The sequence below is a fragment of the Actinoplanes sp. NPDC024001 genome, from assembly GCF_040638955.1.
Taxonomy (GTDB): domain Bacteria; phylum Actinomycetota; class Actinomycetes; order Mycobacteriales; family Micromonosporaceae; genus Actinoplanes.
The window spans coordinates 1-14,028 of the sequence record NZ_JBEZZB010000107.1; the positions used below are offsets into that span (position 1 = coordinate 1).

Here is a 14,028-nt window from a genome sequence, read left to right on the forward strand (position 1 = left end):
CGGACCTGCACCGCTGCGCGGAACGGGCGCGGCAACGCGGTGGGCACGCCGCGGCGAGCAGCGCGTACGAGCGGTCGGCCACGTTGACCGCGTCGCCGGGACTGCGCGGGGAACGGCTGACCGACGCGGCCGAGGCGGCGTGGCAGGCAGGTCAGCCGGCGCGGGCCAGGACCCTGCTCGACCGGGCCGGGGAGCTCGTCACCGAGCCGGCGGCGCGGGCGCGTGCCGAGCACCTGCGCGGTTCCATCGAGGGCACCGGCGGGGAGCTGACCACGGCGTACGCGATGCTGGTCGGCGCGGCCGAGCCGATCGCCTCGCTGGACCCCGTGCGGGCCGCCCGCATGCTGACCGAGGCCGGGCAGGCCGCCTGGCTGGCCGGCGACGTGCCGGGCCTGCACGAGGCGGCCCGGCGGCTGACCGCGCTGCCGGTGCCGGACGAGGCGGTGCCGCTCAGCGCGGAGCTGGTCGTCGGTTTCGACAACCTGCTCAGCGGGGACACGGCCGCCGCGGTCGGTCACCTGCGCGACGCGGCCGGCCGGGCCGGGCACACCTCGGACGCCCGCGCGCTGATGCTGAGCGCCGCCGGCGCGCTGTTCCTCGGCGACGACGCGGTCGCGATGGGGCTGTTCGCGACGGCGGTCACCCGGGCGCGGGCGGCGGGCGCGGCCGCGATGCTGCCGGGCCTGCTGGCGCCGCTCTCCTCCCTGGACGCCTGGACCGGCCGGTTCAGCGCGGCGCGGGCGCACGCGGCGGACGGGCTGCGGATCGCCGTGGAGCTCGGGCAGGGCCACCCGGCGGCGCATCTGCGTAGCGTGCTGGCGTGGATCGCCGCGGTGCACGGCCGCGAGCAGGAGTGCCGCGACCAGGCGGCGGCGGCCCACGCGCACGCCCTGGGCCACCGGATCGGGCCGGCCGCCGGGATCGCGTCGTGGTCGCTGGCGCTGCTGGACCTCGGCGCCGGGCGGCCGGAGAACGCGGCCGACCGGCTGGCGGCGCTGGCCGACGGCGGTCCGGGGGAGTCCCACCCGGTGGTGCGGGTCTTCTCCGCGGCCGACCTGGTCGAGGCCGCCGTGCGGACCGATCGGATGCCGCAGGCGCGCGCCGCGCTGCAGCGCCTGGACACGTGGGCCGAGGCGACCGGCTCGGTCTGGGGCCGGGCCCTGCGGGCGCGCTGCCGGGGCCTGCTGACCGGCGAGGACGAGCATTTCGCCGAGGCGCTGGCCCTGCACCGGCACGGCGGGCGGCCGTTCGACACGGCCCGTACCGAACTCCTGCGCGGCGAGCGACTGCGGCGCCGGCGGCGGCGTGCCGAGGCCCGGGTGCACCTGCGCGCCGCCCATGAGACGTTCGACCGGCTCGGCCTGCCGGGCTGGGCCGAGCTGGCCCGCACCGAGCTGCGCGCCACCGGGGAGACCGCCCGCAAACGGGAACCGGGGACGATGCAGCAGCTCACCCCGCAGGAGGTGCAGATCGCCCGGATCGTCAGTGCGGGCGCCACCAACCGGGAGGTCGCCGCGCAGCTGTTCCTCAGCCCGCGTACCGTCGACTACCACCTGCGCAAGGTGTTCACCAAGCTGGACGTGTCGTCGCGGGCCGACCTGATCAGGCTGGTCGCGCAGTCAGACCGGTGACTTCACTGATGCGAGCGGACCGTCGAGGCGGGTTCCGGATCGCCGGGCTGCGGGGTGCGCTCGCCGAGGCTGAGATACCAGGAGCCGTCGTCGCCGAGGGTGACGTGGACCTGGTCCGAGATCGGTTCGCCGTCCGGGCCGGTGGCGGTGATCCGCGCGGAGTCGAACTGGCCGGTGACCGGATGCTCCACCCAGGTGATCCGCGAGCCGCTCCACTCCCGGTCACCGACCGCGGCGATCCGGACGTCGATCGGCGCGTGCCGGTCCAGCCGTGGATCGTTGAGCTCGACGAGGCGGACCCGGTCGCCGTCCTGGATCGCCTGCACGTAGGCGTCGACGACCTCCTCCTTCGTCATCCCGTCGGTCGGGGACGACGTGCAGCCGCCGAGCAGGGCGAGCACCGCCACGACGGGCAGCCACCTCCGGTGAGTGATCATCCGTGGATCATGCCCGGCGGGTGCCACCCCGTGCCAGCCGGTGCCACGATGGATCGATGCGGGTCGTGCTCGTGGTGCTGTTCACCCTCCTGCTTCTCGGCTGCACGGCGAGCGCGCTGCCGAGGGTGGCCGTGACCAGTGCGATCCTGCACGCCCAGCCCGGCTGCGAGGATCGCTGCACCTACTGGTTCGAGTACTGGCCGGCCGGCACCACCGAGATCGTGGCCACCCCACGGCGGGAGGCCGGGCCCGGCGCCGGGCGGGTGTCCGAGGAGATCACCGGGCTGAGCCCGGACACGGTCTATCGCAGCCGGTTCTGCCGGGCCGGCTGCGTGGGTGACGTCCAGAGCTTCCGGACCGCCGGCGACCGGACCGCGGCGACGATCGACCTCGGGCGGCCGCTGTCGACCGCGGACACCACGGACCGGCCGATCTTGCGCGACGCCGGGATCAGCGCCGCCTGGTCCGCGGACGAGAGCCTGTGGCTGTTCGGCGACACCGCACAGCGCGGGGGGATCGAGTTCCTTCCCGGGACGACGGCGGCGGTCGGCCCGTACACCCGGGGGTCGGTGCCGACGGCGATGCGTGAGGTGCCCACCCCGCCCGCGCCGCACCGGGCCGGGCTCCCGGGCCCGGCGCCCTTCCTGCCCACGCCGCGCGGCCTGCGCGCCGCCGCGCAGCAGAGCTGCGACGGCGTCAACCCCTATCCGGCGGCCTGGCCCGCCGGTCTCGCACGCATTCCCCGGACCGGGCAACTGCTGATTGTGTACGCCGAAGCGTGCGTGTTCTCGCCGACCCGGATGCCCACGCAGCGGGTGACCCTGGCCGTCTACGACCCGGTGACCAACCGGATCACGGCCTCGCACACCCCGTTCGCCGCGCAGCCCCTGGAAGCCGGCCTGCCGGTCACCCAGCGTCTCGGCTCCCCGGTCTTCGGCGACGACGGGCACCTCTACCTCTACGCCCACGACGTCGACTCCGGCGAGATCACCGTGGCCCGGGTCGGCGCGGACCCGGCGGCGTGGGGCGATCCGGCGAACTACCGCTGGTGGAACGGCGCCTGGCAGCCGGATCCGGCGCTCACCGCCCCGATCGTGGCCGTGCCGTTCGCCGGTTCGCTGCACGTGGCCGACTACACCGGGCTCGGCGAGCACCGGTTCGCCATGCTGGTGCAGACCGAGTTCGGCAGCGGCGGCTTCCGGATCCTGGAGGCGCCGTCCCCGGCCGGCCCGTGGACGCCCGGCCCGGCCGGCAAGGTCCCGGACACCTGCTCCGGCGAGGGCTACGCCTGCTACGCGCTGAACGGGCACGCCGAGCTGAGCACCGCCGACCGGTTCCTGTTCTCCTGGTACAGCCCGCAGGACCAGCACCTGCGCGTCGGCTCGGTGGCCTGGTAGGTCAGTCGCCGCTCCAGCCGAAGAAGTAGATCGACTCCGGCCGGTCGCCGGCGTAGGCGATCACGTAGGCGCCGGACCAGCGTTCGAAGCCGCTCAGCCCGTTGCGCAGGGCCCGCTCGACGGCGGCGGCGTCCGGGCGGCGGGTGCTGAACCAGCGGTCCAGGTCCTCGTCCGGAAGCGGCGCGACCGCGCCGAGCTCCGGGCGCCGGGACACGGCGGTCATGTCGATGACCGAGTGGGCGCCGGAGTCCGGTTGCGCCGCCAGCAGCGAGTCCGGGCCGGTCACCGGGGCCTGGCTGACCTGCCACGCCTCGCGGGCCGACTCCGGGTCGAGGAAGTACTCGGCGCGCAGCACGGCGACGTACTCCTGCTCGCCCAGCCCGTGCAGGCGCGGGTCCGGCTCCTCACGGTAGTAGTCGCCGTCGCGGTAGGCCTCCTCGCGGGCCTGCTGCAGCGCGGCCTCGAGATCGTCCTGGTAGGGGACCCTACTGGTCCAGCTCGACGCGCCCACCGGCGCCACCTCCCCTTGATCTTGGTCGGCGGAGTGTATCTATCGTCGGGTGATGTTGTTGTTTCCCGCTGACGTGATGCGACCGCGCCGGGTCGACGAGCATTTCGCCGAGGAGGCGCGGGCCGCCCGCGAGGCCGGGCATCCGGTGGCGCTGATCGACCACGATGCGGCGAGCCGCGGCGACGCGGAGGCCGCGGTGGCGCGGGTGCCGGCCGGCGACGGCGCGGTCTACCGCGGGTGGATGCTGGGCGCCGGGCACTACGCGGCGCTGGTGCGGGCACTGGCCGGCCGGGGTGTGAGCATGCGCACCTCCGCCGAGCAGTACCGGCGGGCGCACGAGCTGCCGGGCTGGTATGCCGCGATCGCGGACCAGACCCCGGAGTCGGTCTGGACCAGCGGTGACGGGCGCGACGACTTCGACCGGGCCGCGGCCGTGCTGGGCAGCGGCCCGGTGGTGCTGCGCGACTACACCAAGTCGATGAAGCACTACTGGCACGAGGCGGCGTACGTGCCGGACGTGGCCGACACCGCGGCGGCCTGGACGGTGGCGAGCCGCCTGCGCGAGCTGCGCGGCGACGAGTTCACCGGCGGTTTCGTGCTGCGCCGCTTCGAGGAGCTGGGCCCCGCCGAGGTGCGGACCTGGTGGGTCGCGGGGCAGTGCCGGCTGATCACCGCCCACCCCGACACGCCGCACGACCCGCCGGGCGAAATCGGACTCGCCGTCCTCGGCGCGGCGATCACCGCCCTCGATCTGCCGTTCGTCACCGCCGACCTCGCGCCGCACGCCGACGGCAGGTGGCGGGTCGTGGAGATCGGCGACGGGCAGGTCAGCGACCGGCCCCGCGGCGTCGCCGCCGAGGCACTGATCACAGCACTCTGACGGGGGTCGCGGGGCGGCTCCGGGGCCGGAGATGCACTAGGGTCGCCGGAATGCGGCTTACCAGCCTGGTGCGAAAACATCACGAAGCGGTCAAATTCCTCGTGGTCGGCGGTGTGTGCTTCCTGACCACCACCGCGATCAACTACGGGCTGAAGCTGACCGTCCTGCACGAGAAGCCGGTCACCGCGCTGGTGATCGCCACCCTGATGAGCACCGTGCTGTCCTACGTGCTCAACCGCGAATGGTCCTTCCGCACCCGCGGCGGCCGCGAACGGCACCACGAGGCCGCCCTGTTCTTCTCGGTCAGCGCGATCGGCATCGCCCTCAACTCGCTGCCGCTGGCCGTCTCCCGCTACGTGTTCCACCTGAGCGTCCCGGACGTCAGCCGGCCGGTGCAGGAGATCGCCGACTTCGTCAGCGGCATCATCCTCGGCACGCTGATCGCCATGTGCTTCCGGCTGTGGGCGTTCAAGAAGTTCGTGTTCCCGCACGCCGAGGCCCGCCCGCCGCGCCGCACCGGGCGGGGGCCGCGCAGCACCCTGGTGCAGCACGAGCCGGTCCACGACCGCGCGAAGTGATCCACCGATCTCCACGCCTGCACCGCTGAACCCGCGGGCCGGTGTCCCGGTATACGGAAATACCGAAGCTGTCACATCCGCGGGCGGCTCACGGTCGAAGCAGTTAAGACACCGGCAGTGGAGGAGACCACGATGACCATCCTGACCGACGCCCGCGCGGAAGCCCTCTTCACCAGCTCCCTGGCGACCGGCAGCCGACCCGAGCAGCACGTCGTCGAGCAGGCGATCCGCACCGCCGTACGCGCCCGTGGCGGCGTGCGTGGCTGTGCCGCCGACGTGGCCGAGGAGTACGGCCACCATCCCGAATGCGCGGTCCCGCGGATGCGGTGGGCGCGAGGGGTCGTCGAGCACGTCTACCGGCGGCGCCCCCGCAGCGGCTGGGCGCTCGTGGCTTGACCGCGGCGGGCACAGTGGCGGTGTGCCGCAGACACGGGTTCCACCGCGCTGGGTCGTCCGGCTGGCCTGGTCGGTGCACCGGGCGATCTACCGCCTCACCCGCGGGCATCTCGGCCTGTGGCGCCCGCGCAACGGCCGGTGGGGGACGATGCGCCTGACCACCCGCGGCCGCCGCAGCGGGCAGCCGCGCAGCGTGATCCTCGCGTACCTCGAGGACGGACCGAACCTGATCACCCTCGCCATGAACGGCTGGAGCGACGGCGAACCGGCCTGGTGGCTCAACCTGCGGGCCGACCCGCGAGCACGGGTGGAGCTGCCCGGTGAGTCCCGGCCGGTTCGCGCACGCGCGGCGGCCGGCGCGGAGCGGGAGGCGATCTGGGCCCGGTGGCGCGCGACGAACCCCGACCTGGACGGGTACGCGGCGCTGCGCTCCACCCCGACGGCGGTGGTGATCCTGGAACGGGCCGACTGAGCACTGCCGGGTTTCCACACCGCGGCTGAGCTGCGAACGGGCACTCCAGGCCACTGCGCCCGCTGGACGCCGTGCCTCGCGCCGTCCGGTCCCGGCGGCCGCCGCCACGTCGACCGGTGAGGCTACGACCTGGCGAACCGCCCGCGCCCGGACGTCACCGACCGGTGCGGGCCGGCTCCGCGGTCGCCTCGGCGGCGGCCACCCGCGGGGCGGTGCGGCCCAGCAGCCGCACCCCGACCAGGGCGAGCGGAGCACAGCACAGCGCGCCCACGACACTGCCGGCGGCCGGCGCGACCATGGCGCCGACCAGCGGGCCGGCGATCATCGGCAGCAGCGCCACCGGGGCCGCCCACCAGCCGATCACACCGTTGCGGGCCAGGCCGGCCATCAGCACCGCGGGCATCACCAGGCCGAGGACCGTCCCGGTACGCAGCCAGACGTTCAGCGACGGGTCCGCGTTGATCTGCTCGAACACCCGCACTGCCTGATCCAGGCCGGTGACGGCCGGCATCGCCGCGAACACCCAGTCGGAGAAGAGCATCCCGGACATCTGGATCGCGCCGAACGCGGTGGCGGCCACCCCGACCGCGGTCAGCGCCCGGCCCCGGTCGCCGCGCAGCAGGGTCAGCACGGCCGGGACGGCGATGGCGATCGCCACCCAGTAGTAGTGGAAGAGGTTCGCCGACAGTATCGACAGGCTCTCGTCCTTCGCGAGGGAGGCGAGATAGGCGGCGTCGGAGTCGTCGGCCTGCGGCGGCGAGGTGAGCATCGCACCGAGCAGCAGCAGCGGGGTCGAGATGAGCGTGGCGCCGGCGAGGCGGCGAAGGTTCGTCATGCCGAGAAAACTATTGATCCACCCGCCCGGCCCGGATCGTCGCGCGAGACCGATGCTGGTGCGATCCCGGGGCGGGCCAGGGGGACACCGGGTCGTCCCGGGGGAGGACGAGCCGTCGTCCCGGGAGAGGACGCGGGTGGGCGCTTCCGATCACTACCGTCGGGCGGGTACTACGAACAGGAAGGGGCCTGCCCGTGCGCGGACCGCGTAACCGCCGGCAGTGGCTGATCACCGGCGTGCTCACCGGGCTGCTCTGGGCGGTGGTGGCGGTGGCCGAGATGACCGGCAGCAAGGTGCCGGCCGGCCCCGGGCCGGGCGAGATCAGCGCCGCCCTGGTGCTGTTCGCCTGCTTCCCGCTGGCCGCGTTCTTCCCGATCGCCGCCATGGTGCTGTCCGTGCTCGTCGTGCCCTACGCCCTGGTGACGGACCTGCCCGGGGTGGGCGGCTCGCAGCTGATCGCGCAGCTGATGCTGATGGCGCACGCCGCCTTCCGCGAACCGGCCCGCCGCACCGTGCCGGCCGCCGTGCTGGCCGTCGTCGTCCCGGCCACCGCGCTGCTCATCGCCGGCGAGACGTCCTGGGAGTTCGTGTTCTTCGGGGTGCTCGGCGTGTTCAGCTGGAGCGTCGGCGCGCTGCTGCGCCGCGAGCAGACCCGCTCCGCGCAGCTCGCCGAGCTGGCCGCCCAGCTCGCCACCGAGCGTGAGGCCCGCGCCCGCACCGCCGTCGACGAGGAGCGGGCCCGCATCTCCCGCGAGCTGCACGACGCGGTCGCTCACACGGTCAGCGTGATGACCATGCAGGCCGGGGTGCTGCGGCGCCGCCTCGCCGACCGGCCGGTGGAACGCGACGCCCTCGCCCAGGTCGAGGAGCTGGGCCGGCGCAGCGTCGACGAGATCCGCCGGGTGGTCGGCCTGCTGCGGCCCGACGACAGCGACGGGCTCGGGCCGGCGCCGTCGCTGCGCCGCCTCGACGACCTGCTGGACCACGTCCGGGCGGCCGGCCTCGAGGTCGACCTGAGCGTCACCGGCGAACCGGCCGAGTTGCCGGCCGCGCTGGACATGTCCGCCTACCGGGTCACCCAGGAGGCGCTCACCAACGTTCTGCGGCACGCCGGAGCCAGCCGGGCCACGGTCGAGGTCGCGTACCGCAAAGATGGGGTGGAATTGACCGTGACCGACGATGGGCGCGGGACCACCGCGGCTGCCACCGGCCCCGGCGGGCACGGGCTGGTCGGCATGCGGGAGCGGGTCGGCCTGTTCGGCGGGCGGCTGCGCACCGGGCCGCGCGACGAGGGCGGCTATCAGGTGAACGCCAGCTTCCCGCTGGAGGCGGTCCGATGATCCGGGTGCTGCTCGCCGACGACGAGGCGATCATGCGGGCCGGGCTGCGGATGCTGCTCTCCGACGAACCCGACATGGAGGTCGTCGGCGAGGCCGCCGACGGCAACGAGGCGGTCCGGCAGGCCGAGCGCCTGCAGCCGGACGTCGTCCTGATGGACGCCCGGATGCCCGGCCTCGACGGCATCGGCGCGGCCCGGCAGATCGGCGAGAGACATCCGGGGGTACGCGTTCTGGTGCTCACCACCTTCGACGAGGAGGTCCTGGTCGACGGGGCGCTGCGGGCCGGGGTCGCCGGTTTCCTGCTCAAGGTGTCGCCACCCGAGCAGCTGCTCGACGCGCTGCGCGAGGTCGCCGCCGGCCGGGGCCTGCTCGACCCGGCGGTGGTCCCGCGGATCATCACGCGCTACGCGGGCACCCCGCAGGCCCGGCCCCGCGACCCGGCGCTGGACCGGCTGACCCCGCGGGAGGCGGAGGTGCTCGCGCTGGTCGGGCGGGGGCTGTCGAACACCGAGATCGCGGCGGCGCTGCACCTCGGCGAGACCACGGTCAAGACGCACCTGGGGCGGGCGCTCGACAAGCTCGGGCTGCGGGACCGGGCGAAAGCGATCGCGTACGCGTACTCCAGCGGCCTGATCAGCCCGGAGCCGGAGAACGCCGTGGCCGAATCCCGCCAGACGCCCGCGGCGAGGCCACCGACGATGGGGGTATGACAGTTGGCTACCGCATCGACGCCATACCCGCCGCGGTCCTGCGGGAGGTCCGCGACAGCGGGCTCGACGTGTCCGGCAACCCGGTCGAACCGGCCGTCGCCGGTGGCGGCGAACCGCTGCGCTGCTGCCTGCGCGACGCCACCGAGGGCGAGGAGCTGATCCTTTTCGGGTACGAGCCGCCGCTGCCGGCCAGCCCGTACCGGGAGGTGGGCGCGGTCTTCGCGCACCGGCAGCCGTGCGGCGGGCCGGCCGGGCCCGGATATCCGCCCGGCTGGCACGGGCGTGCACAGGTGTTCCGCGCCTACGACGAACGCGGCTGGATCCACCCGGCGTCCACCGTCGACGACGGCACCGACCCGGAAGCCACGATCCGGGCCATCCTCGCCGACCCGGAGGTGCGGCTCGTGCACACCCGCAACGTCACGTACGGATGTTTCATGCTCGCGATCGTCCCCGATCACTAGCATCGGCGGATGCGCATTCTCTGGACGACCGGCCGCGGCCCGGACCCGGCGCTGCGGCAGGTGTTCCGGGCCGACCGGCCGTCCGCGGTGGCGGCCGCGGTGGTCGACGGCGCCGAGGTTCTGGTGACGCTCACCGACGAGCACGAGGACTTCGACTGTGAGCTCGGCGAACTGCACGAGACCCGATGCCCCGAGCCGGGACTACGGGTGTGGGAGCGGGCCACCGGCAGGTTGATCCGGACGGTGCCCGGGGTGTGCGACAACGGCACCGGATTCCCGGCGCAGCTCGTCACGGTCCAGCTCGATGGACGGCCGTTCGCCGTGGTGGGGGACTGGTCGCGGCCGCCGAAGCTGGTCGACCTGTCGACCGGGGAGCGGGCCGGCTCCGTGCCCGGCCCGGAGGACATCCACGAGATCGCCGGCACCGGGACGGCCGTGGTGACCGCCGGCTGGGACGGGATCCTGCGCATCGGGGAGACCGTCACCGTCGACACCGGGGAGAAGCTGACCGCGGTCGCCGTGGTGCCCGTCGGTGGGCGGCCGGTCGTTGCCACCGGGTCCACCACGGTCACGTTGTGGGATCCCGCGGACGGCAGCCGGCTCGGCGTCCTCGGCGGGGATGGCGTCGTCACGGCCATCGACGGGTGGCCGGACACGGTCGTCGCCCGGGGCAACGACGGCTGGATCGCGGTGTGGGACGAGCATGGGCGGCGGCTCGGCATGCGCCGGATGCGCCTGCCGGGAGACATCGCCGCGATCACCACGGCCGGTGGGCGGCGGCTGCTCGCGGTGGAGGACGGTGAGGCCGTCACGATGTGGGACGTCGACGCCGACGAGCCGTTCGGGGCGCCGCTGTCCGGGCCGGTCACCGGTGGGCGGCTGGTCGCGGACGGGCTGGGAACCCTGCTGGTGGCCTCGGCGCGTGACGACGCGGTCTCGGTGTGGCAGTTCGGCGAGGAGCGGCCGGGCAGCGGAGCGGGCGCTCCGGCGGACCTTCGCTGTCTCGCCGTGACGCCCGACGGGTGGATCGTGGCGGGTGCCTCCGACGGCTCGCTGACCCGGTGGCGGCTGTCCGACGGCGTACGCGGGCCCGACATCGGGTCGCTGGACGCGCGGGTGAACGCGATCCACGCCGAAGGCGCGATGGTGGCGGCGGTCGGCGGGGACCTGCACGACGTCCAGGACGACCGGCTGCACCGGTGGGTCGACGGGCGCGCTCAGCCGCCGGCCGGCCTGGGGCACGGTGGTGAGGTGACGATCGCCGTCCGGTACTTCGACGACGGGCCGGTGCTGCTGACCGCCGGATGTGACGGGTCGATCCACCTGACCGACCTGGAGACCGGGCAGCGCCGGGGCACGATCGAGGACCGGTATCCGCCGCGCGGCGTGGCCGTCGGCTCGCTCGGCGGGCGGCCGGTCGCCGCGGTCACCGGCATGTTCGAGCCGTTCACCCTGTGGGACCTCACCTCCCGGACCGTGGTCGCCACACCGGCCGCGGCGAACGTGCGGCTCGGTGAGGCGGCGCGGGCCTGGGCCGGGAACGCCGTGGTCACCGTGCACGAGGGCCGGGTCCGGATGCACGACCTGCTCACCGGCAGCACCACCGAGGTGCTGCCGGGCGTGGCGGAACCGGTGACGGCCGTTGCGGCGGCCGGGCTGCTTCTGGCGATCGGGCGCACCGACGGCAGCGTCACGGTTGTCGAGGCGAACACCGGCCGGGTGGTCGGTGCGCTTGCTCTGCCGTACGCCGCGACGGTTCTGACCTGGGCGCCGCAAGGGCGCCTGATCGCGGCGTGCCGCCGCGACCTGTTCTGCATCAGCTGAGAGCAGCCCGCGCGGCCTCGGTGAGTGCCGTGACCGCCGTGCGCACCGTCGCCGGGTCCGGCGCGAACCGCGCCGTGTGGTTGCCCGGCACCCCGCGCAGCTTCTCCTCCGGCCGCTCGCCGGGCGCCGTGTCCCACACCTTCCACGGTGTGGCGCCGACGAACCAGTACGCATACGGGATCTCACCCCCGCCGAAATGCGGGAAGTCCTCGCTCGCCAGCAGCGACGGATAGTCCATCACCGCCTCCGCGCCGAACACCGCCCGATGCGCGGCCCGCACCCGCGCGACCGTCGCGCTGTCGTTGGTCAGCGGCGGGAAATCGCCGGACGTGGTGATCTCCGGCGGGCGCGGGCAGCCGGACGCCGCGCACTCCGCCTCGGCGATCCGCCGCACCGCCGCCAGCACCCGCTCCCGCACCCGCCGGTCCTGGGTGCGCAGGTTCAGGGTCAGCACGGCCTCGTCCGGGATCACGTTGGCCCGGGTGCCCGCGTGCATCCGCCCCACGGTGACCACCGCCGCGTCCCGGGCCCCGACCTCACGGGACACCACCGTCTGCAGCCGCGTGACCAGGTAGGCGGCCGTCACCACCGGATCCACACAGTTCTCCGGCATGGACCCGTGCCCGCCCCGCCCGAAGATCCGGATCTCGACGTCGAGGGCCGCCGACATCAACAGCCCGGCCCGGTGACCGACGGTAGCCACCGGCGCCGGCCCGACGTGTTGCCCGAGGATCACATCCGGTCGCGGGAACCGGTCGAACAGCCCGTCGGCGAGCATCGCGAGAGCGCCCTGCGCGGTCTCCTCGCCGGGCTGCCCGACCGCCAGCAGCGTCCCCGACCAGGTGTTGCGCGCCCCGGCCAGCACGCTGACCGCCCCGGCGAGCGCGGTCACGTGCAGGTCGTGCCCACAGGCGTGCATCACGCCGGGCACCGTGCTCGCATAGGCCAATCCGGTCTCCTCGGTGACCGGCAGCGCGTCCATGTCGGCGCGCACCATCACGGTGGGCCCGTCCCCGTTACGCAGAATCCCGGCGACGCCGGTGCCGCCGATCCCCTCGATCGTGCCGAGCCCGGCGGCCTGCAGCCGCTCCGCGAGCCGGGCGGCGGTGCGGTGTTCCTGCATGGAGAGTTCCGGGTGGGCGTGCAGGTCCCGGTAGAAGTCGGCAAGCGTCTCTGGTCCAGTCATGCCTGTGATTCGCGCGCCCCGCCGCAGCGGATGTCGATCTGGCGGATGCCCTCGGTTCGTCGCCGGTCGAGCCGATACCACCGCGGTCTGTTGACAGCCTAGGAGACCCGGCCGTGGCCGCCGGCGACGTCGCGGATGGCCGTCACCACATCGGCGGCCACACGCGTCGGCCGGAAGGCCGGGTCGCTCCAGGTCCGCCCGTGGGACACCCACACGCTGCGTAGTCCCAGCGCGGCCGCCCCGGCGATGTCCGCGTGCGGTGAGTCGCCGATGACCCAGGCGCCGTCGACCGGCCGGCCGGTCAGCCCGGCCGCCGCCCGAAAGATCTCCGGCGCCGGCTTCTTGCAGCCCATGGCCTCGGAGACGACCCAACCCTGCACCAGCCGGTCCAGGCCGGTGTTGCGGATCTTCGCTTCCTGCTGCGCCACCCGGCCGTTGGTGACGATCACGCACTCCCCGCCGGCTTCGCGCACCGCGAGCAGCGCCTCCTCGGTCTCCCGAGGCAGCTCCACCCGATCGGCGGCTCCGCGGTCGAGAAGCGCACGCACGGCCGACGGCGGCACTTCGTCGCGGTAACGCTCCGTGATGGCCCGCGCGACGGTGTCTCGTGTGGCATAGCCGCTCGCGTCGATCTCCATCACCCACGCCAGGTCGGCGCCGGGCAAGCCGTGACCGGCCAGGAACGCGGCCACCGCGCCCCGAAAGGCCGCATCGCGGTCAATCAGGGTGTTGTCCAGGTCAATCAAGATCAACACCCGTTCATCGTACGGGCTACCCACGGCCCCGTGGCTACCGCGCGATCTCACTGCCACTCCGGGCCGCAGCGCGACCGCCGGGCTGATGCGGTGCTCCAGCGTCACGGCTTGCCGTGATCCACATAACCCCACCGTTGACCCTCGACAGGCACCTCCCGCTCCTCCTTGCTGACCGCCAAGTTGGGGCGCCAGCGTGGCGGGACTGCGCTCTCGAGCCGATCCGACTCGGTGCCGGCTGCGGGCCTGATAGTCCATCCGGGCGGAAGGACGCGCCTGCGCCGATCATCAATCCGGAACCGGGCCCCGACGAATGACGGTGGCTGCTCGAACACGGCACCCTCGAAGTGAACGTCGTGCGCGAACAGCGCCTCATCGAAGTTGGCCTCGTGGGCGAAGAGGCTTCGCTCGAACACCGCATTGCCGAAGGAAGCGCCAGCAAAGAGGGCTCGGCCGGTGAAGTGGCACTGGGCGAAGACGCCCGCCTGGTGGAGTCGGGTTCCTCGGTCCAGCTCATGACCGGCATGGAATCCTGATGCAGGATGCGCTGTGCGGTCTGCCGCACCTGCAATTCCTGATGCGGGTTCCGGCCCTCGGCCGAAGAACGCGGACCGG

At 74.0% G+C, this 14,028-nt stretch carries 16 protein-coding genes; 11 read left to right on the forward strand and 5 right to left on the reverse strand.

Annotated elements, in window-relative coordinates; translation table 11 throughout:
- Positions 1–1,631 (forward strand): helix-turn-helix transcriptional regulator (locus tag AB0F81_RS33160; protein WP_360203623.1); only part of this gene is annotated, 1,631 nt, incomplete at its 5' end.
- Positions 1,632–1,633: 2 nt separating this feature from the next.
- Here the strand turns inward: AB0F81_RS33160 and AB0F81_RS33165 are convergent.
- Positions 1,634–2,068 (reverse strand): hypothetical protein, encoded by a 435-nt coding sequence (locus tag AB0F81_RS33165; protein ID WP_360203624.1) that lies wholly within the window; start codon positions 2,066–2,068, stop codon positions 1,634–1,636.
- 56 nt (positions 2,069–2,124) lie between these two features.
- Between AB0F81_RS33165 and AB0F81_RS33170 the strand changes: the two genes are divergently transcribed.
- Complete coding sequence (locus tag AB0F81_RS33170; RefSeq protein WP_360203626.1) at positions 2,125–3,465, forward strand: hypothetical protein; 1,341 nt, start codon at positions 2,125–2,127, stop codon at positions 3,463–3,465.
- A gap of 1 nt (position 3,466) precedes the next feature.
- On the opposite strand, the gene AB0F81_RS33175 is transcribed toward AB0F81_RS33170, so the two are convergent.
- Positions 3,467–3,976 (reverse strand): hypothetical protein, encoded by a 510-nt coding sequence (locus AB0F81_RS33175; RefSeq protein WP_360203628.1) that lies wholly within the window; start codon positions 3,974–3,976, stop codon positions 3,467–3,469.
- 52 nt (positions 3,977–4,028) lie between these two features.
- Here AB0F81_RS33175 and AB0F81_RS33180 point away from each other — a divergent pair, with 52 nt between their 5' ends.
- The 4 genes from AB0F81_RS33180 (at position 4,029) to AB0F81_RS33195 (ending at position 6,302) form a co-directional block, all read left to right on the forward strand.
- Positions 4,029–4,856: an ATP-grasp domain-containing protein gene (locus AB0F81_RS33180; protein WP_360203630.1), complete on the forward strand. Its 828-nt coding sequence runs from the start codon at positions 4,029–4,031 to the stop codon at positions 4,854–4,856.
- Between the two features lie 50 nt (positions 4,857–4,906).
- Positions 4,907–5,434: a GtrA family protein gene (locus tag AB0F81_RS33185; protein ID WP_360203632.1), complete on the forward strand. Its 528-nt coding sequence runs from the start codon at positions 4,907–4,909 to the stop codon at positions 5,432–5,434.
- A 132-nt stretch (positions 5,435–5,566) separates the two neighbouring features.
- A complete protein-coding gene (locus AB0F81_RS33190; protein ID WP_360203633.1) occupies positions 5,567–5,830 on the forward strand; it encodes a hypothetical protein in 264 nt (87 codons plus the stop codon).
- Between the two features lie 22 nt (positions 5,831–5,852).
- Positions 5,853–6,302: a nitroreductase family deazaflavin-dependent oxidoreductase gene (locus AB0F81_RS33195; RefSeq protein WP_360203634.1), complete on the forward strand. Its 450-nt coding sequence runs from the start codon at positions 5,853–5,855 to the stop codon at positions 6,300–6,302.
- Between the two features lie 154 nt (positions 6,303–6,456).
- On the opposite strand, the gene AB0F81_RS33200 is transcribed toward AB0F81_RS33195, so the two are convergent.
- Positions 6,457–7,137 carry a hypothetical protein gene (locus tag AB0F81_RS33200; RefSeq protein ID WP_360203636.1) on the reverse strand — a complete coding sequence of 227 codons (681 nt, stop codon included), beginning with the start codon at positions 7,135–7,137 and terminating at the stop codon, positions 6,457–6,459.
- 194 nt (positions 7,138–7,331) lie between these two features.
- On the opposite strand from AB0F81_RS33200, the gene AB0F81_RS33205 reads away from it, so the two are divergent.
- Genes AB0F81_RS33205 through AB0F81_RS33220 form a run of 4 tightly spaced genes read left to right on the forward strand, consistent with a single transcriptional unit; the run spans position 7,332 to position 11,475 of the window.
- On the forward strand, positions 7,332–8,477 hold the full coding sequence (locus AB0F81_RS33205) for a sensor histidine kinase (protein ID WP_360203637.1): 1,146 nt from the start codon (positions 7,332–7,334) through the stop codon (positions 8,475–8,477).
- Positions 8,474–9,187 carry a response regulator transcription factor gene (locus AB0F81_RS33210; RefSeq protein ID WP_360203639.1) on the forward strand — a complete coding sequence of 238 codons (714 nt, stop codon included), beginning with the start codon at positions 8,474–8,476 and terminating at the stop codon, positions 9,185–9,187. The genes AB0F81_RS33205 and AB0F81_RS33210 overlap by 4 nt, the downstream gene beginning before the upstream one ends.
- A complete protein-coding gene (locus AB0F81_RS33215; RefSeq protein WP_360203641.1) occupies positions 9,184–9,651 on the forward strand; it encodes a DUF1203 domain-containing protein in 468 nt (155 codons plus the stop codon). The genes AB0F81_RS33210 and AB0F81_RS33215 overlap by 4 nt, the downstream gene beginning before the upstream one ends.
- A gap of 9 nt (positions 9,652–9,660) precedes the next feature.
- A complete protein-coding gene (locus AB0F81_RS33220; protein WP_360203643.1) occupies positions 9,661–11,475 on the forward strand; it encodes a WD40 repeat domain-containing protein in 1,815 nt (604 codons plus the stop codon).
- On the opposite strand, the gene AB0F81_RS33225 is transcribed toward AB0F81_RS33220, so the two are convergent.
- Positions 11,468–12,661, reverse strand: coding sequence for an amidohydrolase (locus tag AB0F81_RS33225; RefSeq protein WP_360203644.1), 1,194 nt, complete (start codon positions 12,659–12,661; stop codon positions 11,468–11,470). The two genes, AB0F81_RS33220 and AB0F81_RS33225, sit on opposite strands and share 8 nt — an antisense overlap.
- 98 nt (positions 12,662–12,759) lie before the next feature.
- Complete coding sequence (locus AB0F81_RS33230) at positions 12,760–13,521, reverse strand: HAD family hydrolase (RefSeq protein ID WP_360203646.1); 762 nt, start codon at positions 13,519–13,521, stop codon at positions 12,760–12,762.
- A gap of 239 nt (positions 13,522–13,760) precedes the next feature.
- Here AB0F81_RS33230 and AB0F81_RS33235 point away from each other — a divergent pair, with 239 nt between their 5' ends.
- Positions 13,761–13,949: a hypothetical protein gene (locus tag AB0F81_RS33235; protein ID WP_360203647.1), complete on the forward strand. Its 189-nt coding sequence runs from the start codon at positions 13,761–13,763 to the stop codon at positions 13,947–13,949.
- The last annotated feature ends 79 nt before the right edge of the window (positions 13,950–14,028 follow it).